The sequence below is a fragment of the Kitasatospora sp. NPDC057595 genome, assembly GCF_042800875.1.
Taxonomy (GTDB): Bacteria; Actinomycetota; Actinomycetes; order Streptomycetales; family Streptomycetaceae; genus Kitasatospora.
The window spans coordinates 34,970-57,618 of the sequence record NZ_JBHVGL010000010.1; the positions used below are offsets into that span (position 1 = coordinate 34,970).

Consider the following 22,649-nt stretch of genomic DNA (forward strand, 5'->3'; position numbering starts at 1 on the left):
ACCGGATCGACGTCCTCCTGCTCGCACATCACCAGGTACTCGGCCAGTCCGCGGGCGTAGGCGTCGATCGTCCTCGGCGCCCGACCGAGATCAGTCCAGATCTGCAGACAAACCGCCGCCTGCTCGTGCCGGCCCAGCACCGGCCACTTCTCCATCAGCACCGTCGTGCCGCTCAAGCCATCTCCCAAGTCCGTGGTTGCACCGAGGAGACATGATCACCCCGGCCAGATTCCACGTAACTTTTAAAACGCTCAAAGGGGCGATGTACGGCCGAGCCTCGTTCCGACTTCTGCGAATCAGGATCCTCACCCGGGGATGAGTCCAGGGCCCTCGATCAGACCGTTCCGGGACGTTCCTCCGGATCACCGGCGAGGTGATCGAAGTACTCGTCGATCAAGCCGGTCAGGCCGGCCACGGCGTGCTGCTCGATCTCGGGCGACCAGGGCTCCTCGGGGCGGCCGTCGGGAAAGATCAGCTTCTCGGCCAAGGCCCAGTACACCAGGTTCCAGCCGTATCCCAGCTTGGCTGCGAGCCACTCCCTGAACCCGTCCAGCAGGGCTTTGTCGGAGGCGGTGTCATAGCCGTTGAGGAAGCCGACCACTGCCCCGAAAGTGACACGGCCGACGAACATCCCCGGGCGCCTCTTGAAGTTGGCCCAGGTGTCCTGGTGCGACCACGTCGGCTTGTCCCGGCCGCGCCACCAGGCGGCGGGCACATGTGACAGGTCGGTGCCGACTCCCCAGAGGGAGTACGAGACCGCCTCCGGCCCCACGCCGAGAGCCGCGAGGAGGCTGCCCACCCGAGCGGCCGGATCGACAGGCCCGCCCTTCCGAGTCCACACATGGGTTCCCGGAGCGTCCCCCTCGTGGTGGGTGACGACGAAGTCCGTCCCGTCCAGCACGAAGAACGCCGCCCGCACACTGCCGTGCCCGTCCCACGAGGTCTCAAGGGTCAGCCCCAGCCGCCGCGCCACCGCCTCCACGTCCACTGAGAGCAGGGCCAGCGAGCTCAACGGCCAGGTTGCGCTCTGGAACATAGACGCCTGCCGCACCGGATTGCGCCCACCTGGCTGGTGCTCCGTCGCGGGCCCCCAGTTGCCGTCTGCATCCGGTATCTCGATCATCTCAGTCACGACGCACAGTCAACCAGTAGACGATCTCGATCCGGCTGGCCACCGACGGATCCGCAGGCATCCCTTCCCAGTTGTTCACGGAACTCCGGTCAGAACCGGTTTCAAAGAGCCTCATCAAGCCGAGCTCGGCGATTGAGAAGTTCACCGACCTCGTGTCTTCGCCCGCAGGCGCGGGGGTCAGCCGAGTCGCTCGGGGCAGCGTTCGAGTTTCCCTGGGCCCTCCCTGAGCGGGCGGGGCAGCTGACAGCCGAGGTAGAGGCGGTTTGCGGGAGTTGATCCTGGAGTTTCATGGCGACTCACGGAGAGGTGTTGTGGCTTCTGGGAGCCGCCTCCTGGAGATGCTCCTCGACCGGGCCCAGGTGCTGGTCTCGGGCCAGGACGATCTCGTCCGCGAGGTTGAGGATGCGGACGGTGTCACAGGGGAACCGGGCGGCGAGGCCGATGGCGAAGTCGTAGGCATGGTGCTGGTAGCGGATCCGCCGGACGGAGAGGATCCGCTGGCCGATGAACTGGGTCATGAGGAAGCCGGGTAGATCTTCCTCGACTGTGGTGTGGCCGTACTCGTCCATGTCGTAAGGGCCGTGGGGCTGGTCGATCTCCAGAGACAGCCCGTCGCCCGGTGTGTGGAACCGGACGGGGCCGAGGCCATCCATATGCAACCACATGTGCAGGAGAGAGGGCTCGGTCTCCCGGTAGTGGTGCCAGGACGTCGTCACCTTCAGGAGGTACCTGCCGATCAGGTCCTCAGCGTTGATCATCCATCGATGCTGTCACGACACTCCACGATTCGACACTGAGTTCTCCCCGCGCCCGCGGGGGTCAGCCGTCGTCGGGGTTGTAGACCAGGGTGTTGGAACCGGCTTCCCCGCACCCGCAGGGGTCAGCCGACGGCGGCCCGGCGCTGGCTGGGGGTGGTGTTGATCTCCCCGCAAGCGGGGAGGGGGCAGCCGCCGGCCGGCGCCGCCATACTGCTCGTGGGCCCGTCTTCGCCGCGCAGGCGGGGTTGATCTTTCGTCCGCCAGCGGACCAAGGAGACCCGGCCCACCTGGAGAAGCCGATAGCCCTGCCCCCGAGCTGGGGCGACTACGAAGTCCACGCGGTGTAGGCGCGAGCCGTCGGGGCCGGCGTCGCACACGACGCCGGCCCCGACGGTGTTCATCACGCTCCCACCCCCGGCCTCATCGGCCGGGCGCCGGAGCGGGCCGGATCAGATGTCGACCCAGAACGCCTCCATCCAGCGGCCTGCTGGATCCAGGCCGGGTTGCCGGGCAGGATCCGGGGCAGCTCCAGGCCCGCCGGGCTCTTCGCCGCCACGGGGACGAGTATCCCGGTTCCACGGGGCCGGTCGCTCAAGCGAGGTCAGCGGATGCCAGGGCCACGGCGAGCGCCAAGTACGGTACGGCTTGCAGGCACTGCTCGGCCATCATGCTCGGATCGGACACGGTGCCGGCGTCGTTCAGCGCCAGCAGAGCGGCACCGATGGCCGCGTCGACCGCCGCGTTCAGGACCTCGGCCGCCATGAACTCCCCGCACGCCGCCAGCTCGCGCACCAGGACAGCGGCCCGCGCCGGGTCGCCGCGCCACAACTCCGCGACCTCGCCACCGGCGCCCGCCAGGTCGATGACGGCGCTCTGGTCCGCGGCCGGCAGGGTGCCCGCACCAGGTCAGCGACTCCCAGGGCGAGATGAGCTGGCTGCGCTCCAGCGGCACCCGGGCGGTCAGTGCGTTGGCCAGTGCGTCGAGCGCCCGCCCGTGCGGGGTGCGCAGGGTGGTTCGGGCCTGGCGCACCACGGCGGCAACCGAGCAGCGGCGCTCCCGGGCGTAGGCGGCCAGGTGGCGGCCTGCCTCGACGCGGCGGCCGGACTGGTACTGGTCGAGCATCATGGTGGGCACGGCGTCGAGGACATCGTCGCCGCCGCGGCCGGTCAGGTGCGGGGCGGACCCCCAGGCCCGGGCCGGTGCGAGCTGGGCGCGCTTGACAGCCAGCAGACCCAGTGTCAGGGACGGGCTGTCGGTGACCGGTAGTGGTCCGGTCCGGCCGTCGAACTGCCGGACGCGCTCGATGTCGCCGTGGACGAGTTGGTGGGTGATGGCCGGGTAGTCGGCGGCGATCCGCCGGGCGTACACGGTGTCATCCTCGTCCTGCATGTGCTGGTCGGTGAAGGTCACGGCGTGCAGGAACGCAGTCGTCAAGCACGGCGACGCCCTCGACATCGACGTCGAGGGCGTCGCCCGGGACAAGGAACAGAAGGGCTTCGTGGTCCAGCCGATCCGCTGGCGGGTGGAGCAGACGTTCGGGATCACGTCCCGGTACCGGCGGCTCCACCGCGACTACGAGGAACTGCCGGACCGGTCACGCTCGATGATCCACTGGGCCATGGTCAACTCGATGACCACCCGGCTGACAACCGGCCCGGACAGAACCGGGCAATACCTCCGCCCGAAACCGCTTGCGGCAGCCTAGACCGGTATCGAACGCCCTCTCACACCATGATGCTGCGCGCCAGTCGCGCGACGCGGCGTTCGCCCCGCTCGGCGTCCGGCTCTACCGCAGGGCGGTCTGACCACCGGGCGCGACGCGTGCCGCTGGTCAGGCCGCCGCCGGCCCGCCGGCCGGGATCCGGTCGCCCGGGTGCTCCCCGACGTTGCACCACCAGATGGCTCCACCGTCGTGCGTGACGGCGTGCAGGCCCACACGGTGGCGCGGACAGAGCGGCCACACCGTGCGGTACCGGTCGGCCAGGTACGACTGGACGGCGTCGGCGACCTCCGCCCACACCCGCGGCCCGTCGAACGACTGGATCGCCATTCCGGCAACCGCCACGTCGCCCGCCGGGAACCCGGGGGACGGGTTGGTGAACTCCGGCAGGATGTCCAGGTCGTGGTGCGTGGACTCCCGCACGTCGGCCACCACCTGGCGGAGCGCCTGCGTGACGGTCCGGCACTTGTGGTCGAAGGCGAGCCACCCGAAGCGTTCCGCGGGCAGCTCGCCGTGCTCGCGGTAGACCCGCCGGATCCAGTCGGTCGACCCGTCCGCCGGCAGGACGGCCGGCGCGCTGTCCATGCGTTCCAGCCACTTCGCGAAGCGGTCCTCGTAACGGGCCTCGAACTCGCGGTCGTTCATCGGGTGGTGTCTCCTGGCGACGAAGAAAGGCCGACCCGGCCGGAGGAACCGGCCGGGTCGGTGCGGTGCGGAACGGGTCGTGCGGTGGGACGTGTCCTGAAGACTCCCAGGCCTTATCCCGAGTAGCGACCACCGCCGCCGAAGTTCTGGAACCGCTGCCAGTAGAACTGGGCGACGCCGATCGCGGCCCGGCCGGTGGCGTTGAACTGGACGGAGTCGCCCGGGTCGAGCCAGCAGGTGTAGAACCCGTAGCAGCTGTGCTTCCCGCGGGCGCCGTTTCCGTACCAGTACCCGTGGAAGTTGTACCAGCCGAGCTCGCCGTGGCTGTAGCTGCCGGCGGTCACCTGGCTGCCGTTGACGGAGAGCTGGTAGCGCCAACCCGCGTAGATGTAGGCGCCGGCCCAGCCCTGGCGGAACCACATGTCCCACTGGAGCGAGCACTTGCGGGTCGACTTGTCGCAGATGCGCCGGATGCGGACGCAGTTGTAGTAGTTGCAGTCGGTCTGGACGCGCTCCATGAGCGCATTGCCGTCCAGGTCGTACTTGTTCAGCGGATCGGCACAGGTGTACTCGTACCGGTTGCAGCTGCCGTTGGCCACCGGGTCGATGGACAGGAAGCGGCCGGAGGTCGGGTTGTACAGCCGGACGCCCATCAGCGTGACCGAGCCCACGGTCTCCGCGGACCGCTCCTGTGCCCCCAGCCAGCCGTAGCGGGCGGCCGCCTGGCCGGCCCGGGCGTTGCCGTACTCGTCGCTGTCGAGCGCGACCGGGGCCTGGGAGGTGTCCAGCGGGAGCTGGAGGACGATGTCGCCGTGCAGGTTGGCGAGCTGGAGGACGGTGCCCCCGGTCTTGGTGGTGGTGGCGCCGAGGCCGCCGACCAGGCCGCCGACGTTGCGGGTGAGGTTGCCCGCGCCGTCCTCGGCGATCCAGCTGGGGCTGTCGCTGTCGCTGGAGTAGTGGTTGGTCTTGGTGCCGCTCTGGGTCCAGGTGCCGGCGTTGTTGGTCTCGGTGGTCCAGCCGCGGAAGCGCTGGGCGGGGTCGAGGGTCCAGGTCTGGCGGTTGGCACCGGTGGTCTGCTGCTGGACCAGGTCGCTGTTGTAGTAGGCGACGGTGGATCCGGGCAGGGCGGTGGTGCGGCCGAACGCGTCGTAGGTGTAACCGGGGTTCACCAGGCGGTCGGCGGTGTCGTAGGTGTTGGTCTGGGTGGTCGCTCCGGTGGTGGTGCAGTCCGTGCCGCGGGCCGCGACGGCCGTGGCGAGCGAGGTGCGGTTGGTGTTGTTGTCGAAGCCGTAGCTGCGGGTGGTGCAGACGGCGTCGGGGGAGGTGTCCTGGACGGTCGTCAGACGCCCGGCCTTGTCGTACGTGTAGGTCTGGGCCGCGGTGACGCCGGGGGTGCCGGCGTGGGTGGCCCGCTGGCCCTGGACGGTCTCGGTGATGCCGTCGGAGAGCACGACCGTGCCGTCGCTGTCGCGGGTGTAGACGCGGCCGGTGGCGGTGCCGGTCGGGGCGTGGCGCTCGGTCATGGTGTACCCGCCGGGCAGGCCCTGGGTCACCACGGAGCCGTCGGCGTCGTAGCGGGCGGTGAAGGTGCCGGCGATCGAGTCGATGGCCGAGGTGGCCAGGCCGCGCGGGTCGACGGCGGTGTCGTAGGTGTAGGTGGTGGTGGACGGGACGCTGTCGGTGACCGTGACGGGTCGGTCCAGCGCGTCGTACTGGGTCGTGGTGGTCGAACCGTCGGCGTCGGTGTAGGAGGTCAGGCGGCCGATCGCGTCGTACGCCTTGGTGATGGTCCCGCCGGTGCCGGACGTCTGCTTGGTGACCGCGCCGGTGGTCGGGTCGTAGGTGGTGGTGATCGGCGGAACCGCCGTACCGGTGCCGCCGGTGATGGTGGCGGTCACCGGGCGGCCGGCGGCGTCGGGCGTGATCGTGGTGGTGCGGGTGACGCCGTTGGCGGTCTCGTCGGTCTGGGTGATCTGCCCGAACAGGCCGTACTGGACGGTCTTGGAGGGCAGCTGGGTCGGGTTGGAGCCGCCGCCGGTGATGTCACCGGCCGGGCCGGTCCGGCAGACCAGGTCCGCCCACTCGGGGCGGCCGGCGCAGGTGCCGGTGCCGGTCGCGGACCAGTAGGTGGTGCGGGTGGTGCCCGCGTCCGACCCGTTCGACAGGGGAAGCGACTTGGAGATCTCCCGGCCCTGGCTGTCGTAGCCGGTGACGGTGGTGAGGTTCAGGCCGCCGACATCCTGAATGCGCTGGGTGGCGACGTCGAGGACCCAGTCGTAGACCCGCTTCTCGCTGCGGGTCTCGACGAACACGTCCGGCCAGGCCCGCAGCGCGCCACCCGTGACGGTGGACGTGACCAGGTCCTTGACCTTGGCGGTGCCGTCGGTCGGGCGGCCCTCGTCGTAGAGCTTCACGACGCGGGTGCGGGAGACCGCCTGGGTGCCGGCCTTGGCGACCGTCGCGCCGCCGGACACCACGTCGGCGCCGAGGGTGACGCGGTGCAGCGGGCCGTAGCTCTCCGTCTCACGCAGCCCGTCGACGCTGATCACGCTGGTGCTGGAGAGCAGCTGGGCGCGCTCGCTGCTGGGCAGGGTGTTGATGCCGAGGTCGGCCAGCTGGGCCTTGGCGGCGTCGGTGGTACCGAGGGCGAGTTCGCGGTTGGCGGCGGAGAGCGTGCGGACGCTGTTGCCCGACTTGTCGTACTCGGTGGTGGTGATCCGGTGTCCGGGGGTGGCCGTGTTGACCTGGCGGCCGGAGGCGTTCAGGTAGTTGACGGTGGCCCGGGTGTAGTCGCCCGTGTTCAGGTCGGTGCCGCTGTTGGAGGCGGGAACCTGGTCGGCGGGGAACACGGCGGTGGCGTCGGTCGGCAGGTCGGTCTGGCCCCAGGTCAGGCCGGCGGTGACCGACAGGTCCTCGGGGGCCTTGCCGCCGCTGGTCGGGACGCCGTAGACGATGGTGGTGTTGGCCGTGCCGTCGACGGTATTGGTGCCCGGGGTAAGGGTGTTGGTCCACACCTTGGTGAGCATGCCGTCGCTGGCGGACGGGTTGGCCGCGATGTTGCCGTAGGCCATGTGGTAGCCGCCGTTGATGCCGGGCGGCAGGATGGCGGACAACGCACCGTTGGAGGTGGCGGCGGCGACGTACGAGTACTGAGTCTTGGTTCCGGCGCCGAGGCGCGGGTCCCAGGTCTGGCGCAGCGAGCCGCCCAGGTCGTAGCGGTAGGTGGCGACGTCGGTGGCGGTGGCGTTGGCCGCGCCGGGGGCGGTGGCCCACAGCTTGATGGTCGACACCTGGCCGGCGAAGTCACCGAAGTCGGTGCCGTTGGTGTAGCCGGTGGCCGTGGTGGCGGTGGCGTAGACGAACTGCAGGACGCGGCAGCCCTTGGTGGCCGGGTTGGCCGCACAGGCGGCGGCGGTGACGGCGGAGGTCGGCGCGATCATGTACTTCGGCCGGGCCAGCGTCTTGCCGTTCACCACGGTCTTCTCGGAGATGACCGAGGAGGTCGAGTTGTCGAGGCCGTCGTGCAGGCTGGACGTCACCGTCCAGGTCGCGGCGGCCGGGTCGACCTTGGCGAAGGTCGTGGTCGAGCCGTCGGTGTCGGACAGGGTGAAGTCGCCCGAGGCGAAGGAGCCGCGCAGGGTCAGCTCCTCGCTGCCGGGCTCCGGGACCCAGCCGCTGCCGGCCGCGTTGGCCGTGAAAGCGACGGTGTCGCCCTCGGTGAGGACCACGTCCAGCGAGGTGTTCGAGGTCTTGCGGATCTCGGTGTAGGCGGACTGGGAGATCTCCGCGCCCACGCCGGAGGTCCAGTTCGGCCCGAAGATCGCGGCCTGGCCGTCCTGATTCGCCGCGGCCTTCGGGTCGCGCGAGGAGTGCGTGCGGCCGACCGACAGGTTGAAGAACGAGGCGTCGGTGGCGGAGACGCTGTAGTCACCGGTCAGCAGGTTGAGCGTGCCCGGCCCGACCTGCGTGGAGGCGGCGCCGGACGCCTTACGGTCGACGACCACCTTGACGCCCTCGGAGGAGACGGCGGCGCCGTTCGGGCCCGTGAAGTCGGCGCGGAGCTGCGCCGCGCCGTCGGGGATGACGGTGCTGGTGGCGTTCCAGGTGAGCGACGGGCTCTTTCCGGCGTTCAGTGCGACGGGCCAGTTCACCGTGTTGCCGCCGTTGGTGACGTCGGTGGCCGGGACGGTGGTCCACGGGTCGGCGTCGGAGCGGCGCCAGGAGAAGCTGACGGCGTTGTACTTCGCGGCGTCGGCCTCGGCGATCAGCGGGAGGCGCGCTGCGGTGCGGGTGCCGTCGTTGGGCGAGATCACGCCGCCTGCGCCGACTTGGAAGGTGTACGACAGCGCCTCGGACTTGTTCTCGGCCCGGCTGGTGGCCCGCACCTGGAGGGTCTGGGTGCCAGCCCTGTCCGGGGTGACCGTCAGGTTGACCGGGGCGGCGGAACCGTTGGTCGGCACCTTCGTCCAGTTGGTGCCGTCGAGCGTCCACTCCAGGGCGCTCTGACCGCTGGACGACGGGGTCACGGTGAACACGCCGGCCTGGCCGGCGCCCTTGACCCACTGCCCCGACGGGTAGTCCGTCGAGGTGATCGCGGTCGGCGCGGACGGCTTGGAGGTGTCGACCGTGAAGTACGCCCACGGCGACCAACCGAGGTTGTAGTGCATGCCGTCGTACGGCGAGGTCCGGAACCGGTACGTCTTGCCGTTGGCCAGCAGGCCGGCCGGGACGGTCACCGAGGAGGGCTGGCCCGAGGCGGCGTACGGCGAGACCAGGACGTTGCCGACCTGCGCGTTGGTGTCGTTGTCGAAGATCTGGAAGGTGCCGTCGACCTTGTCGTTGTTCGGGTCGACGAAGGTGTCCCGCAACGTCGGCGTGGTCGAGTTGACCCACCAGGTGCCGTTCGCGTCCTTGTAGAACGGCGAGCCGGCCTGCTGGTCGGTGCCGGTGCGCGGGCGGTAGTTGTAGGTGACCGTCAGCTTCGGCACGTTCGAGCCGGCCTCGGAGGAGTTGACCTCCTTCCAGTACTTCGTGTTGGTCTCGTCCGGTGCCCGCAGGCCCATGCCGGACGTCGACTTCTTCGCTGACGTCCAGGTTTGCACCAGATTGGTGACGTCGGCGTTGATCCAGCCGTCGTTCTGGCAGCCGGTGCGGCCCGCGGTCTCGTTCGACGAGGCGAGCTTGGAGTTCCAGGCCGGCTGCGCCGTCCAGCGGGACGCGCTGGACGCGAGCCCGGTGTCGTAGACGTCCCAGGCATAGGCGGCGCAGTCGCTGTTGCCGGAGTGGAAGTTCCACAGCGACAGCGTCGCGTTCATCACCAGCGCGTCGGCGATCGGCCCGGTGTTCCAGTTGATGAAGGCGCGGGCCTCGCGGGAGGAGCCGTCGGCGTTCTTGGTGCCCGGGTTGCCCCAGTACAGCTCGGTGTCCGCCGACCAGTCGACGGTCTCGCCCTTCTGCACCCGCGTGTCGAAGACGTTGCCCAGCGCGATCGTCGACGGGTCGACGGTCACCGGGTACTGCGTCCTCTCATCGGCGAGGAACGCCGCATCCGGCGTGAACACCAGGTCGATGTCCTCGCCGCGCTGAACGACCTTCAGGTCGACGTTCGCGCGGTTCGGGTGCTCGTGCGATCCGGCGATCGAGGTGGCGTCCCACATCACTGGCGCGGGAAGCACGGCCCGCTTCTCACCGGTCTTCCGGTCGGTGAACAGCACACTGCCGTCCCCCTGCGCCTCCGCCTTCAGGCCCTTGGCCTTCAACGGCATCGTGTACGAATAACCGGCCGTCGCGGGGCGCTGCTTGAGCACCGTGAACTGTTCGAAACCGGTCCGGGTGGCCTCCACCACCAGGTCCGCCGCGCCGTCCGCGATCGCGTCCCTGTACGTCGCCTTCGTGCCGTCGAGCTCCGGCTTGGGCAGACCGCCCTTCCACTGGAGCTCGACCTGCTGCTCGCCCTCGCCGAGCGTCACCAAGGTGCGGTCCTCGTCCTTGCCCGCCTGCGAATCCGCGAACGACTTCGCCCACGAACCGCCCGGCGCGGCCAGCTTCAGCCCGCCCGGGTGCGCCTTCGGCGCCACCGAACCGTCCGTCTGCGGCTGGAGCGTCAGATCGACGTCCGTCCACTCCCCACCGCGCCGGAAACGCACCGGACCGGCGAACAGCTCGGTGGTCAGCGAACCGTCCTTGTTGACCCACGTCGTCGACGTCTCGGTGCGCTCGGACAGCGCCTCCACGCGCTGCCCGGACAGCCGCGCCGCGACCCGCGCCGACGGCACATCGGCCGCCGTGGTGGCCCACTGCGCACTTTGACCGCCCTGCGGTCCACCGGACGTGCCCGGACTGGGCGCGGCCAGCGCGGTCTCCGTCCCGGCCAGCACCGACACCGACACGGCCATCGCCACGGCGACGCCCATCCCCCGGACACCCGGCGGCATCGACCGCCCGCGGCGCCCTGACATGCGATCGCGCACATCATCTCCCTTGTCATGATCCCGCCCGTGCGATGGGACCGCACGGATCGTATGCGGGGGAGAAATAGGTAATATGACGCTCTGTCAGGACAAGGACGCTCAAGAAGTTCCCAGAAACCTCGAAGCTGTTATTCAAGTGGAATGTGGGGCACCCGTGGCGATAGTGCGGGTTTACCGTGGCGTATCGGTGGGAAGCGGTGCGCGCCCGGCCTCAGGACGGGGTGTCCCCCACTCCGGTTGCGCCCACACGGTGCGGCCGCCGCCGCGCCAGGCGGCCAGCTCGGTGTCGCCCAGGTGTTCTGACTCGTGAGGTTGGGGACGCGGCTGGCGGGTGGCTTGCCTGCGAGTGCGGTGTGTCCGCGGTGGTGATTGTAGGTGTGGAGCCAGTCGGGGTAGGCGTCGCGTCGTTCCTGTTCGGTGCGGTAGGGCCGGGCGTAGGCCCACTCGTCGAGCAGGGTGCGGTTGAAGCGTTCGACCTTGCCATTGGTCTGCGGCCGGTAGGGCCGGGTTCGCTTGTGCGCGATGCCCTCGGTTGCGAGGGCATCGCGCCAGACCCGCGAGCGATAGCAGGAGCCGTTGTCGGTCGGCACGCACTGGGCGGTGATCCCGGCCCGGGCGAAGAACTCGTTCGCCCGGGCCCAGAAGGCGGTGGCGGTCTCCTTGCGCTCGTCGGCAAGGATCTCGCTGTAGGCCAGGCGGGAGTGGTCGTCCACGGCGTTGTGCAGGTAGCTGTAGCCGGCCCCGGAGCGGTTCTTGCGGCCGGCCTGGCGGCCGAGGACCTGGTGGCCTCCGCCGTCGGGGATGTTGCCGACCTTCTTGATGTCGACGTGGACCAACTCGCCCGGGGCGGAACGCTCGTAGCGTCGTATGCAGCGGCCGGTGGCGCGGTCGAGATGGGCCAGTCGGGCGAGTCGGTGGCGGGTCAGGACGCGGTGGACGGTGGCTGGGTTGAGCCGCAGGAGGTAGGCGATGCGGGCCGGGCCCCAGCGGCGGAGCACGCGGACCTTGATGATCCGACGCTCGGTGCGGGTCGGGGTCCGCCGGGGGCTGCGGTGGGGTCAGGAGGAGCGGTCGCTCATACCGGCCTCGCCGAGGGCGCGGTAGCGGTCGGCCCAGCGCTTGGCCGTGGTCGGTGAGACCCGGAAGCGTTCGGCGGCCCGCCGCAGCGGCCAGCCTTCCTCGACCACGCAGCGGGCCAGGCGCAGGCGTCCGGTCTCGGTCAGCGGTGCGTTACGGTGTGGCATGAGGGCCTTTCTGGCTGTAGGTGCAGATGTCGCAATCCACACCTGGCCAGAAGGCCCTCACTCATCTCAAGATCACTACGCCGTGAACCCTGTCACCAACCTCCGTGGTCAGTACACCTAGGGCTTCACATCAAGACGCACAAGGGCACCGATTTCCACGAGCTGGTCCGGCAGCGCCAAGTCCGATATGCCCATGACCGTGCTGGTCGGCCGGTGCTCCCCGAAGTAGTCGGCGTGGAGGCGTGCTGCCGCTTCGAAGTTCTCCCGCAGATTCCTCACTAGTACCGTGGTTTCCACGATCTGGCTCCGTTCAGCCCCGAACTGCCTCAGTACCAGGTCAAGGTTCTCCAGCGTGGTGCGAACCTGCAGTTCAAAGTCGCCGGCACCCACGAAGTCTCCATGCCGGTCATGGGACAACTGACCTGACACGTATACGGTTTCACCCACCTGAACGGCCTGGCTGTAACCGTACAGCGATTCCCACGGCATGCCGAACCCGAATTCCTTCACCTGAGAACTCACAAACCACTCCTTCAATACAGCAAACGGTACTGCCGGTTGCAGACCGGAACCTTTCGGGTAGAAGTTACAGGTCCTCCGAAATTTTAATCTACCGACCGCGAACTCGAATTATTCTCTGCGCGCACCGACGGGGCTATGAACGCGGCCAAGCCCTCGTCGGCGCACACCCGCAGCCGCCTCAAGAACATCGGCGAGTCGGCGCAGGGCGCGGCCGCGTAGCCGCCTCGGTGGGGGCGGCGGTGACTGGCCTGTGGTTCGTGGCCGAGGAGTGGCCGACCTGAGGCTGAGCCGCCTGCCGCCCGCTCAGCCGTCGGGCGGTCTACCGTCCGGCGCGGCGCCGGGCGCCGCTGCGTCTACAGTTGGATCCCGAGGTGGACCCACTGTCCGAAGACCTCGGTGAGCGCCGTCTCGGTGCCGGCCTGCCGGCGGTTCAGGACAAGGTCGGTGGCCGCGGCCCGTACCGCCGTGCTGTCGAGGGCCAGGACCGCCACCACCGGCTTCAGATCCGCCGCCATCTCGGCCGGTGTCCGGCCCCCTCGGGTAGTCCAGGCCCTCCCCCAGGAGCATCAGCGTCGACCGCAGCCGGGACGACTCCGTCCCGTCCCCGGCCGCGGCGCGCAGCGCCTCGAGGACGTCCAGCAGGGCCCGCAGGACCCAGGCGGGGAGGGCGTAGAGGACGACGGGGGCGCGGTGTCCTGTACGGCGGCGGTGAGGTCGGCGGCGATCTCGCCGATGACCTCGCCCGCCGTCTCCAGGATCCGGGGCAGCTCCAGGCCCGCCGGGCTCTTCGCCGCCACAGGAGCGAGTATCCCGGTTCCACGGTCACCGGCAGGCGGTTCCGGCGAAAGCCCCGTCCTGTCGCGAGCGCTGCGGTATCCGGCGGGGCCGGGGTGCGTTCAGCGCCGCCGGTAGGTCGCGGCGGCCAACGGCGCGGCGGTCCGCCGACGCGGTCGTCCTACGCTCCTGAAACGCCGTCGACTCCGGTGCGCCAGGGGTCGAGGATGCGGGCCGGCGCTCTGGGGAACCGAGACATGACCTGATGGCTGTCTCGGTCAGAGCCACCGACCGCCGCACACGGTTAGAGGGTTTCCTTCGGATCATCCGATCGATTGGCTGCTGTCTCGCTTGCCACGGCCCCGGCTCTGTTCCCTGCCGAGGCTCAGTCGGTCTCGATGCCGCGCGCGGCAAAGATCTCCGCCGCGTCCGGCACTGCGAGGACACCGTCCTCGACAAAGGTGACCTCCCGCAGGTTGGGCAGCAGGGCGAGATCGTCGAGCGAGCGGACATCGAACAGGTCGTCCTCGCCGTCCCAGGCAGGGGCACAGTGACGAAAGACGTCCGCCCCCGCGTCAAAGCACAACTCCTCAACGCGGGCGAGCAGTTCGGCCGGGATCTCCAGGGACTCGAAATGGGCCCGGGACTCCGCCAGCACCTCCGTGTGCAGGCCGTTTTCCAGGACGTAGGACGCGGGGTCGCCGACCCCCCGCTCGGCCAGCCGCACGGACACGTCGTAAACCGGGAGGAGCGGCTCGGGGCCGTACATGAGTTCCTCGATAACGAGCAGCTTGAGGTTGAAGTCGCTGAACTGGTTCATAGGGAATGGGTATCACGGAGGTACGACACGGGCCCCTGCCCGGCCCCGCAACCGGGTGGAGGGGACGGCGGCCCGTGCGGTTCGCTGCTGGCGGGCAGCGGCGGACGGGAGATGTCGATCTGAGACGGCTGCTCCGTTCCGGCGGCTCAAACTGGCTATCGCCACCTGGGCGCTCCTCGATCCATCCCGGCAGCGGGGCCACCGGGCCGTCCCGTTCGACAACGTACGAATGCCACTGACGTCCGAAGCCCGGGTCGGCGGGGTAGCCGCCGTTGCCCCCGCCCGGGCCTCGGACGTCGGTGCCCGGCCCGAGCCCGGTCCGGCCGCCGGAGACCGACGCGAAGGCGCAGCCGGGCGGGACGCGGAGGTACAGGTGCGCTCCGCCCGAGGGGCTGGTGACGGTCAGGGTGTCGGGCCGGGTTTCGCCGTCGTCTGGGCCGGCCGGGGCTGCAAGGACGTCCCGGCCGGCCCAGACGACGTCCAGGTCCAGGTCGGGCACCGAGCCGGCCCGGCAGCCGACGCCGATAGCGATGGATGGCAACGAGATCTAACCAACCCTGTCGTACTGCTGGATGTCGTCGAGGACAGTGATCGTCACCATGACGTTCAGCGGGCTTCCCCAGTCGACGTGAAGCAGGAACTCCACGCCGCCGGCTTCGGAACCGTTGCCATGAGCGCCAACGTTCGACACCCAGATGGGCGCTGCCCCGAGGCTCGGTCGAATATCCTCCAGGCCGCCGAACCCGCCGGGCCAGAAGAACTCTGCCGCAGTGATGATCACAGCGGACTTTTGACTGATGAAGGGCCAGTTGTGATTCCTCCTAACAGTACCTTCAACGCCGCTATAGAAGATGCGGAGTGAATGAGCCATTGCGCACTCCTGATGTTAGTCCCGAAAGCCAATTCTGGACATTCGGGCGGAGGTGGACCTGACGTAGGCGAGCGCGCCCGCGCGGGGCGATCACCGCCGGTCTAAAGCCTTGTTCGTGTCGCGGAGTCGGGCGAGAAATCGTCGGCGACACGCAGGGCAGCGATGCTCTCTGTGGTGCCAGCCGTGCTGAATGCAAAACTCGGGATTGCTCGCGTTCCTGGCAAATGGGTAGCCGTCGTTGGCGAGCCCCTGAAGGAAGTCATCAATGGTGATGTTCATCATCTGCCTCGCTATAGATCAGAATGACCGGGCAGAGGGGGCCGTCGGCGTGTAGGCGCATCGAGGCCGCGCCCGCGTGGGGATCCGGCAGGGATGGAAATGAACCGAACCGGGCTGGTGACTACTGAACGGTAGCCAGTACAGGTGGTGCAAGAAGTCGACAAGCGTTGCGCTTCATGAGCTGCTCTCTGGTGCGGTGAACCTCGTGAAGAACTCCGAGGCTCCGCATCTGGAACTCTTCGACCGTTCAGCGTGCGCCGGTGGGGGCCTGGGGTACATCGGGTGCACACCTCAGGGTCCAGCCCGTCACGCCACTTCCCGCTCCATCCCGTCCGAGCACACCCCAGGCATGTCGGCCCCATGCGCCCGCAGGGCCTGCCCTGGCCGGTTCTGGATCCCTTGTGCCTCCGCGGGCGAAGGACTGATCTGGACATGATTGACTCCCATGTCGCTGTGGGCGGTTAGCGGTACCGGCGTCCTACGCGGCGGGATCCTTTGCGGATCGCCCTACGCCTCTGCCGGATCACGCTGTCGAACCTATCCGGGCGCGTGTGCACGCTGCGTCGGGTGAATGGCTCAAGACGCCCGGCGCGGCGGCATGGGTCGAACGGCCCACGGGCGACCGCCGGACCTGCCGGGTTCCGGGGCTCTCCACTAGATTGAGACAAGGAGCTCTGCATGGGGACTCGCGCCGGTATCTCGCGCACAGGGAGCGGCCATGAGTGTGGTGTCCCAAGATCTCGAACAGGGGCGCACCGCGTATGAGCGGCACTTCTGGGAGGAGGCGTTCACGCTGCTCAGCAGCGTTGACACGGCCTCGCCGCTCGGCGCGGAGGACTTGGACCTGCTCGCAAAGTGCGCGTATTTCACCGGTCGGGGCGAGGTGTGTGTGGAGGTCGGCCACCGTTCCTACACGGAGCGCCTGCGCGCCGGCGCTCCGCGCGGCGCGGCGATGTGCGCTTGCCAACTGAGCGTCGTTTTCATGCTCAGAGGCGAGGTGGCACTTGGTGGCGGTTGGTTGGCCCGCGCGCAGCGGTTGCTGGCGGAGGAGCCGGAGTGCGCTGAGCAGGGCTATGCCCTCGCGGTAGAGGCGGAGGCGCTCTACTGGGGTGGTGATCTGGAGGGGTCGCTTCTTCGGGCGTCCCGGGCGGCGGAGATCGGCAGCCGGTTCTCGGATATCGACTTGGCGACCTTGGGTCTGCACCAGGTGGGCCGCGCGCGGTGCCGGCTCGGCGGGGTGGCCGAGGGGATGAGGCTGCTGGACGAGGCCATGATCGCCGTGCTCGCCGGGGACCTCGACGCCTACTACGTGTGCTGGGTCTACTGCAGCTCGATTTCCCTGTGCCGGCTCGTGTCGGAGTTCCGCCGTGCTACGGAGTGGACCGCGGCCTATGGGCAATGGGTGGGCGCCCGCGAGGATGCCCTGATGTTCTCCGGCACGTGCCGCCTGCACCGGGCCGAGATCATGCAGCTCCGGGGAGCGTGGACGGAGGCGGAGCGCGAGGCGCGGCTGGCCTCCGAACAGCTGGATGGTTTGGACGCCATCGATGCTGCTGAGGCACTGTACGACGTCGGCGAGATCCGCCGACTGGTCGGAGATCTCCACGCGGCCGAGGAGGCCTACGTCCAGGCCAGCCGGCTGGGGCGGGAACCGCAAGCGGGTATGGCGCTCCTGCGGATGGCCCAAGGCCGGGTGGACGAGGCCGGGGCGGCGATCCGCCGGGCCCTGGCCGAACCCCACCGCGACCGTGCGGCCCGGGCGGCACTCCTTCCCGCCCAGGTCGAGATCGCTGTAACGGCCGACCGGATTGAGGAGGCACGCGCCGCGGTCGACGAGCTTCAGACCATCGCATCCGACTACAGCCCGGCCCTACGGGCGGCAGCGGAGTACTCGCAGGGGCTGGTGCAGTTGGCCGAGACGAACGCGAACGGTGCGCTTGCCTCCCTGCGCCGGGCGTGGCAGCTGTGGCAGGAGCTGGACGTGCCGTACGAGGCGGCGCGCACACGCCTGCGGATCGGTTTGGCGTGCCGTGCCCTCGGCGACGAGGACACCGCGCGCCTGGAGATCGACGCCGCGCGCTACACCTTCGCCCGGATCGGCGCCACGCCCGACCGCCGGCACGCCGAGCGGCTGCTCGGCAGAGCCAAGCGCACGGAGCTCCCCGGCGGGCTGACATGCCGGGAAGCCGAAGTGCTGCGGCTGGTGGCCGCGGGCAAGAGCAATCGGCAGATCGCGGCGGACCTGTTCCTGAGTGACAAAACCGTGGGCCGCCACCTGAACAACATCTTCCTCAAGATCTCCGTAACCTCCCGTGCCGCGGCAACGGCCTACGCATACGAGCACCAGCTCGTCTGACCCTGCGCCGCAACCACGCAACTTGTGGAAGACGGAGCCCGCCGCGCCCTCCGCGACGGCCGTCTGACCGCCGGCCTGCGGAATCAGTTCTGTAGGCGGTCGGGGTGGCGGAGTGGAGGCGGAGTGGAGGCGGAGTGGAGGCGGAAGCGCCGTGCGGGCCCTTGTCCCGGCTCGGCGAGGCCTTCGCCAGTTCACCTGGCAGATGGTCGGCAACCTGTTCGCAGGCCCCCTGCCCGAGCTCTCCTCAGGTCCGCTGCTGCCGTGGTGATCAGTTCAGGTCGAAGTCGTTGGGGTAGAAGTCGAAGTCGCCGGCGGTGAACCCGCCGTAGCCGGCGCCGCCGTTGAAGTAGTCCGCTAGCCAGTGTTCAGGTTCTCAGGTCCGCTGTGGCGTCGAGTGGGTGGGATGCGAGGCTGCCACGCGTCCGACACGTCGTCCCGGAGATGGCCGATCAGGCTGCCGCCCCACATCATCTTCCGAAGCAGTCGTACACGGGGCTGAAGAGGTTCGGGAGCAACCTGGTCAACGGAGTGCGTGCGATGCTCCTGGGCATCGCCCGGAAGATCATCGGAGAGGGCACCCGGCAGCGGATCAAGTGACCGGACGCACGGTGGTCAGCGCGCTGCTCCCCCGATGGCAGGAGCAGCCGCGGCAGCGGGGCCGCGCTGGCCGACGCGTGCGGGCGGCGGCGGGGCGGCAGTCGCGAGCCCGCGCCGTGCCCCCTACCGCCGCCACGGAGGCGGCCGGCGCGTCCGCGGGCCAGGGTGGCTCGCGGACGCCGGGTGTTTGCTGGTGCTACTTCTCGGCGAAGATGAGGTCCTCGATCGGGCGGGTCATGCGGAGGGTGCCGTCGGTCACTTGGACCACGTGCTGGAGGCCGAAGATCCTCTTGTTGCGGTCCTCGGGGAGGGTGTACTCGTCGGCTTTGCCCGCCAGGAAGGCGGGTACGCCGCCCAGGTCCGGGCCGAAGACACGGACGTAGTCGACGAGGTGGCGGAAGAGCTTGGGCAGCATGACCAGGTCGTCGGTGAGCGATTCGAGGTTCTCGATCTTCTCGCCGCTGGTGGTCTTGTCGTTCAGCCAGACGCTGTCGGGGGCCTTGTCCTTCCGGGCCTGCTGCGCGGTGGCGGTCATGTCCATCCGCAGGTCGGCGGGGAGGTTCTTGTAGAAGGTCGGGTAGACCAGCCCGAGGGAGAGCAGGTGGTGGTTGGCGGTGGCGCGCAGCATGTCGACCGTGACGTTGAGGTGGGTGCCGCTGCGCGCGGGATCCGGGTCGGTGCCGATCTTGGGCGCGTCGCCCCGGCCGACCAGTGCGATGCAGCGGTTGTAGACGTCGGCGCCGCTGGTGAGGATGTAGCCCGGCACGGCCCCGGGCTTCGAGGAGCCGACTCGTTCCTCCTCCTTCTTGTCGTCGCGCACGACCTCGGTGAAGCCCAGCCACGTCAGCAGTTCGTTCCGGGCGGCGTGCGCACCGAGCCCGAGCGGCTGGTGCACGAAGTCGCCGACGCCCGGGTAGTGGGTTTCGAGGGCGTCGATCCCGTCCAGCCGGATCGAGACCCCTCCGTGCTCGTTCCGCTTGACCTTGTGCATGCCGGGGACGTCGCACCAGAACGCCGCGTCGTCCGGGTAGAAGCGGACGGTGTCGCCGTCAGGGGAGTCACCGGTGATCCGGTAGGTGCCGGTGATGAGCAGCATGGACATGTGTACCTCCCGGTCACAGGGTGTTGGCGAGGGCGTCCGCGGTGCGGAGGGTCAGGGCGGCGAGGGTGAGGGTGGGGTTGGCGGTCCCGGCCGTCGGGAAGACGGAGGAGCCGACGACCCAGACGCCCGGGTGGTCGTGGGACCGGCCGTTGGCGTCCACCACCGAGGTGCTCTTGTCGGTGCCCATGCGCATGGTGCCCATGAGGTGGCCGGCGCCGAGGAAGCGCAGGTCGGCCTGCAGGGGCTCGACCGCGGTGGCACGGGCGGTGTCCTGCAGGTGCTGCCACATCCGACGGGCGACGCTGTGGCCATAGGCGAGGGCCCGCTTGGAGTACTCGTCGATCCGGTAGGTGATCCTGGGGCGGGGGACGTCCAGCGCGTCGCGCTCGTCGGAGAGGGTGACGCGGTTGTCCGGGTCCGGCAGCTGCTCGGTGGAGTAGCTGAACCGCAACTGGTGGGTGATGCGGTCCTGGACGGCCTGCTGAAGGGGCTGGCCGATCTTCTTGATCTTCTTGTTGTCGGAGTCCCACAGCGCGTGGTCGAGGGCGAGGCCCACCGGCTCGCTGCGGCCCCAGCCGTCGTTGCCGATGGTCATCCGGAAGGCGCCGTTGTTGCCGCGGAACTTGCCGTCGCGGAAGGTGTCGATGCCGAGGGCGGACTGCGGGCCGCGGAAGGGGTAGAGGGGCTGGCCGAACAGACCGACGACTTCATTGGCCAGGTGGTCCATCAGATTGCGGCCGACCTGGTCGCTCGTGTTGTCGAGGTTGGACAGCAGCCACAGCTTCGGCGTCTCGATGCCGTTGACGGCCAGCACGACGTGCTGGCCGTCAACCTGCTGCTCGGCCTTGTCGGCGGTGCTCCAGTCCTTGAAGACCACTGTCGGTGCGAGGTCGCCGGGCCGCTTGGCGAGCCGGGTGACGACGCAGGCGGTGCGGATCTCGACCCCGAGGCCGAGGGCCTTGGCGATGTGGACCCCGCCGTCGTACTTGGCCCCGGAGGGGCAGATGGGCAGGCAACTGCTGTTGCCCTGGCAGGCCGGACGGCCGTCGTAGTCCTGGGAGAGCCGGGCCTGCGGGGTGGTGAGCACGGTGACCGGGACGTCGTCGATCGGCCTGATGGTCGACAGGGCGGCACGGACCAGCTCGTCGCCGTAGCTGGGCGCCATGCCGGGCATCGGGTAGGGGGCGCTGCGCGGGGTGAGGTCCGTCCACTCGGCATCGTTCCCGGAGACCCCGAGCTCCCGCTCGGCCTGGATGTAGTACGGCTCGATGTCCTCGTAGGTGATCGGCCAGTCGACGCCGACCTTGTACAGGGTATTGAGTTTGAAGTCGTTCTGCAGGAAGCGGGGCGTGTTGCCGCGCCAGGCCCAGGTGCTGCCGCCGAGCATCCGCTGGAAGCCGCTCTCGTACAGGTCCGGGCCGGTCTCGACGTAGTAGCGGTTCATCGCCACCGGGTCCGGGGCGCCGTCACAGGAGGGGGCGTAGGCGAGCCGGTTGTTGTCGAGCTTGGCGTAGGGGGAAGGGACGTTCTTGTTCCCGGCGGTCCGGTAGGCGTCGACGAAGGCGTCCCGGTCGGGCCCGGCCACGCCGTTCTTCCCGGCGTCGATGATCAGGATCCGGGTGTTCGGCTTAGTGGTCTTGATCCGGCAGGCGGCGAGGGCTCCGGCCACTCCGCCGCCGACGATCACGACGTCGTACTGGGGGTTCATGACGGACGGTCTCCTCGCCTCACGGTTGCTTGGTCCAATAGCCGTAGCCGTCCGGGCTGGGCGGCTGGGGCGTGGTGCCCGGCGCCTTGGCCTTGATCACCCGCCAGAGCAAGCCGTCCTGGTACTGCGCGGCCGTGGTGGGGGCGTCGGGCTTGCCGTCCGGCCGGCTGAACTGGGCGAGGTACCAGACGGTGACGGTCTCCCGGGTGATCCGGGCGAGGGCGGGGTCGGCGTTGACCGCGTCGACCAGGGCGGTGGCCGGGTCGGGCTGGCCGGCGGCGGTGCGGTAGGCGTCGAGCAGGCGCGGCACGTCCGCCGGGAAGGCGGCGGTGAGCCGTTGGAGGTACTCGTCGGAGCGCGTGGCGTCCAAGGAGGCCTCGCCGGTCAGCAGCTCGGACAGCGCCAGGAAGTCGGTGGCGTCGCTCATGGCGGGCTCCCTCACGCCTCGTCGAAGACGAGGTCCTCGGGCGGATTGGTCATCGCGAGGGTGTTGCCGTTGGTGACCTTGACGACGAAGTCCAGCCCGGTGGTGAAGTGGCCGGTGGAGAAGATGGTGTACTTGTCCGCCCGCTGGGCGAGGTAGGCGGGGAAGCCGTCGAGGTTGAAGCTGCCGAGCTGGAAGTAGTCGATCAGACGGCGGAACAGCTTGGGCAGGATCCCGGCGTCCTGGGTGACGGAGGTCAGCCCGGTGATCTTGACGCCCGTGATGGTGGCGTCCTGCGGCCACAGGCCGAGCCCGGCGGCGCGGGCGGCGACCGCGACCGCGGTGAGCTCGTCGCGCAGGTCGGGGAACAGGTTGCGGTAGAAGGTGGGGTAGGCGAGGCCGGTCGCCACCAGGCGGTGGTTGGCGGTGGTGCGCAGCAGCGGGACGTCCACGTTCACGTCGGTGCCGCTGTCCGCCGGCCCCTGGCCCTTGCCGACCAGGGCGATGCAGCGGCCGAACTGGTCGGCGTCGCGGGTCAGGATGAAGCCGGGGTCACGGCCGGCGTGGCGGTGGTGATGGTCTCGCTCGCGTCGCGCTGGAACTGGCTGAAGCCGAGGAAGGTGAGCAATTCGTCGGCGGCGGCGTTGGCCGGGGACGAGGGGCTGGTGGTCGCGGTTGGGCCCGTAGTGGGTCTCGGTGACGTCGATGGCGTCCAGCCGGAGCTGGGTGCGGCCCTGGCCGTTGTGGTGGACGGTGTTGGTGCCGTGCAGCAGGTTCCAGTCGTTGGGGTCGTCCGGCGTGAAGTGGATGGATTCGCCGTCGGGCTGGGCGCCGACCACCTGGAAGGAGCCCTGGATCAGCAGCATGGTCATGATGACCTCCGTGGGATGAGGGGGAAGGGCCCGTACGGCCGATTCGACCGGGGCGGCTCGCTGGGAGCCGCACGTCGGCGGCGTCACAAGGGCCATCATCACCACGGCGCGGTGCAGGCGGCTGCGTGTGTACGCCTATTCGGATGCCGACCGGCGTCCCGCCCCCGCTGGCGGGGGCGGGGGCGGGGGCGGGACGCCGACGGGAGGCGATGGTGCGCCGTACCCCGGGTCAGCGAGCTGGGATGATCATGGTCGAGCATCAGGCCGGCGGCGGCGACACTGCTCGACAGCGGTGAGGAAGCCGGCCGGGGCGCCGACAGTGACGTGCTGCTCGCCGGGGAGGTACTCCCAGCG

At 69.5% G+C, this 22,649-nt stretch carries 16 protein-coding genes and 2 pseudogenes; 2 read left to right on the forward strand and 16 right to left on the reverse strand.

Going from position 1 to position 22,649, the window contains the following annotated elements; translation table 11 throughout:
- Nucleotides 1-334 precede the first annotated feature (334 nt).
- From ACFU9E_RS17075 to ACFU9E_RS17090, 4 genes are all read right to left on the reverse strand, one after another.
- Nucleotides 335-1,132: a hypothetical protein gene (locus ACFU9E_RS17075; protein WP_380684707.1), complete on the reverse strand. Its 798-nt coding sequence runs from the start codon at nt 1,130-1,132 to the stop codon at nt 335-337.
- Nucleotides 1,125-1,277: a hypothetical protein gene (locus tag ACFU9E_RS17080; RefSeq protein ID WP_380684708.1), complete on the reverse strand. Its 153-nt coding sequence runs from the start codon at nt 1,275-1,277 to the stop codon at nt 1,125-1,127. The genes ACFU9E_RS17075 and ACFU9E_RS17080 overlap by 8 nt, the downstream gene beginning before the upstream one ends.
- 151 nt (nt 1,278-1,428) lie before the next feature.
- A complete protein-coding gene (locus tag ACFU9E_RS17085; RefSeq protein ID WP_380684709.1) occupies nt 1,429-1,890 on the reverse strand; it encodes a hypothetical protein in 462 nt (153 codons plus the stop codon).
- A gap of 591 nt (nt 1,891-2,481) precedes the next feature.
- A complete protein-coding gene (locus ACFU9E_RS17090; RefSeq protein WP_380690418.1) occupies nt 2,482-2,682 on the reverse strand; it encodes a hypothetical protein in 201 nt (66 codons plus the stop codon).
- A 596-nt stretch (nt 2,683-3,278) separates the two neighbouring features.
- On the opposite strand from ACFU9E_RS17090, the gene ACFU9E_RS17095 reads away from it, so the two are divergent.
- Nucleotides 3,279-3,596 (forward strand): transposase, encoded by a 318-nt coding sequence (locus ACFU9E_RS17095; protein ID WP_380715102.1) that lies wholly within the window; start codon nt 3,279-3,281, stop codon nt 3,594-3,596.
- Between the two features lie 126 nt (nt 3,597-3,722).
- On the opposite strand, the gene ACFU9E_RS17100 is transcribed toward ACFU9E_RS17095, so the two are convergent.
- From ACFU9E_RS17100 to ACFU9E_RS17135, 8 genes and pseudogenes are all read right to left on the reverse strand, one after another.
- Nucleotides 3,723-4,256, reverse strand: a complete 534-nt coding sequence (locus ACFU9E_RS17100) for a hypothetical protein (RefSeq protein WP_380686689.1) — start codon at nt 4,254-4,256, stop codon at nt 3,723-3,725.
- 113 nt (nt 4,257-4,369) lie between these two features.
- Entirely contained in the window at nt 4,370-10,669 is a 6,300-nt protein-coding gene (locus tag ACFU9E_RS17105; RefSeq protein ID WP_380686687.1) for a DNRLRE domain-containing protein, read from the reverse strand.
- 350 nt (nt 10,670-11,019) lie between these two features.
- Nucleotides 11,020-11,970, reverse strand: a pseudogene (locus ACFU9E_RS17110) (IS481 family transposase); the annotation flags it as partial.
- A gap of 117 nt (nt 11,971-12,087) precedes the next feature.
- Nucleotides 12,088-12,492, reverse strand: coding sequence for a RidA family protein (locus ACFU9E_RS17115; protein ID WP_380689666.1), 405 nt, complete (start codon nt 12,490-12,492; stop codon nt 12,088-12,090).
- 353 nt (nt 12,493-12,845) lie between these two features.
- On the reverse strand, nt 12,846-13,007 hold the full coding sequence (locus ACFU9E_RS17120; protein WP_380689668.1) for a hypothetical protein: 162 nt from the start codon (nt 13,005-13,007) through the stop codon (nt 12,846-12,848).
- A gap of 644 nt (nt 13,008-13,651) precedes the next feature.
- On the reverse strand, nt 13,652-14,086 hold the full coding sequence (locus ACFU9E_RS17125) for a DUF6892 domain-containing protein (protein WP_380689670.1): 435 nt from the start codon (nt 14,084-14,086) through the stop codon (nt 13,652-13,654).
- 193 nt (nt 14,087-14,279) lie between these two features.
- Nucleotides 14,280-14,627, reverse strand: a pseudogene (locus ACFU9E_RS17130) (bifunctional DNA primase/polymerase); the annotation flags it as partial.
- A 6-nt stretch (nt 14,628-14,633) separates the two neighbouring features.
- On the reverse strand, nt 14,634-14,957 hold the full coding sequence (locus ACFU9E_RS17135; RefSeq protein WP_380688244.1) for a hypothetical protein: 324 nt from the start codon (nt 14,955-14,957) through the stop codon (nt 14,634-14,636).
- Nucleotides 14,958-15,954: 997 nt separating this feature from the next.
- Here ACFU9E_RS17135 and ACFU9E_RS17140 point away from each other — a divergent pair.
- Complete coding sequence (locus tag ACFU9E_RS17140; protein WP_380688246.1) at nt 15,955-17,592, forward strand: LuxR C-terminal-related transcriptional regulator; 1,638 nt, start codon at nt 15,955-15,957, stop codon at nt 17,590-17,592.
- Nucleotides 17,593-18,385: 793 nt separating this feature from the next.
- Here ACFU9E_RS17140 and ACFU9E_RS17145 read toward each other — a convergent pair.
- Genes ACFU9E_RS17145 through ACFU9E_RS17160 form a run of 4 tightly spaced genes read right to left on the reverse strand, consistent with a single transcriptional unit; the run spans nt 18,386 to nt 22,295 of the window.
- Nucleotides 18,386-19,291: a nuclease gene (locus ACFU9E_RS17145; RefSeq protein ID WP_380688248.1), complete on the reverse strand. Its 906-nt coding sequence runs from the start codon at nt 19,289-19,291 to the stop codon at nt 18,386-18,388.
- A gap of 13 nt (nt 19,292-19,304) precedes the next feature.
- Nucleotides 19,305-20,999, reverse strand: coding sequence for a GMC family oxidoreductase (locus ACFU9E_RS17150; RefSeq protein ID WP_380715104.1), 1,695 nt, complete (start codon nt 20,997-20,999; stop codon nt 19,305-19,307).
- 19 nt (nt 21,000-21,018) lie between these two features.
- Nucleotides 21,019-21,426, reverse strand: a complete 408-nt coding sequence (locus ACFU9E_RS17155) for a sugar dehydrogenase complex small subunit (protein ID WP_380686906.1) — start codon at nt 21,424-21,426, stop codon at nt 21,019-21,021.
- An 11-nt stretch (nt 21,427-21,437) separates the two neighbouring features.
- Nucleotides 21,438-22,295 (reverse strand): nuclease, encoded by an 858-nt coding sequence (locus ACFU9E_RS17160; RefSeq protein WP_380686904.1) that lies wholly within the window; start codon nt 22,293-22,295, stop codon nt 21,438-21,440.
- Between the last annotated feature and the right edge of the window lie 354 nt (nt 22,296-22,649).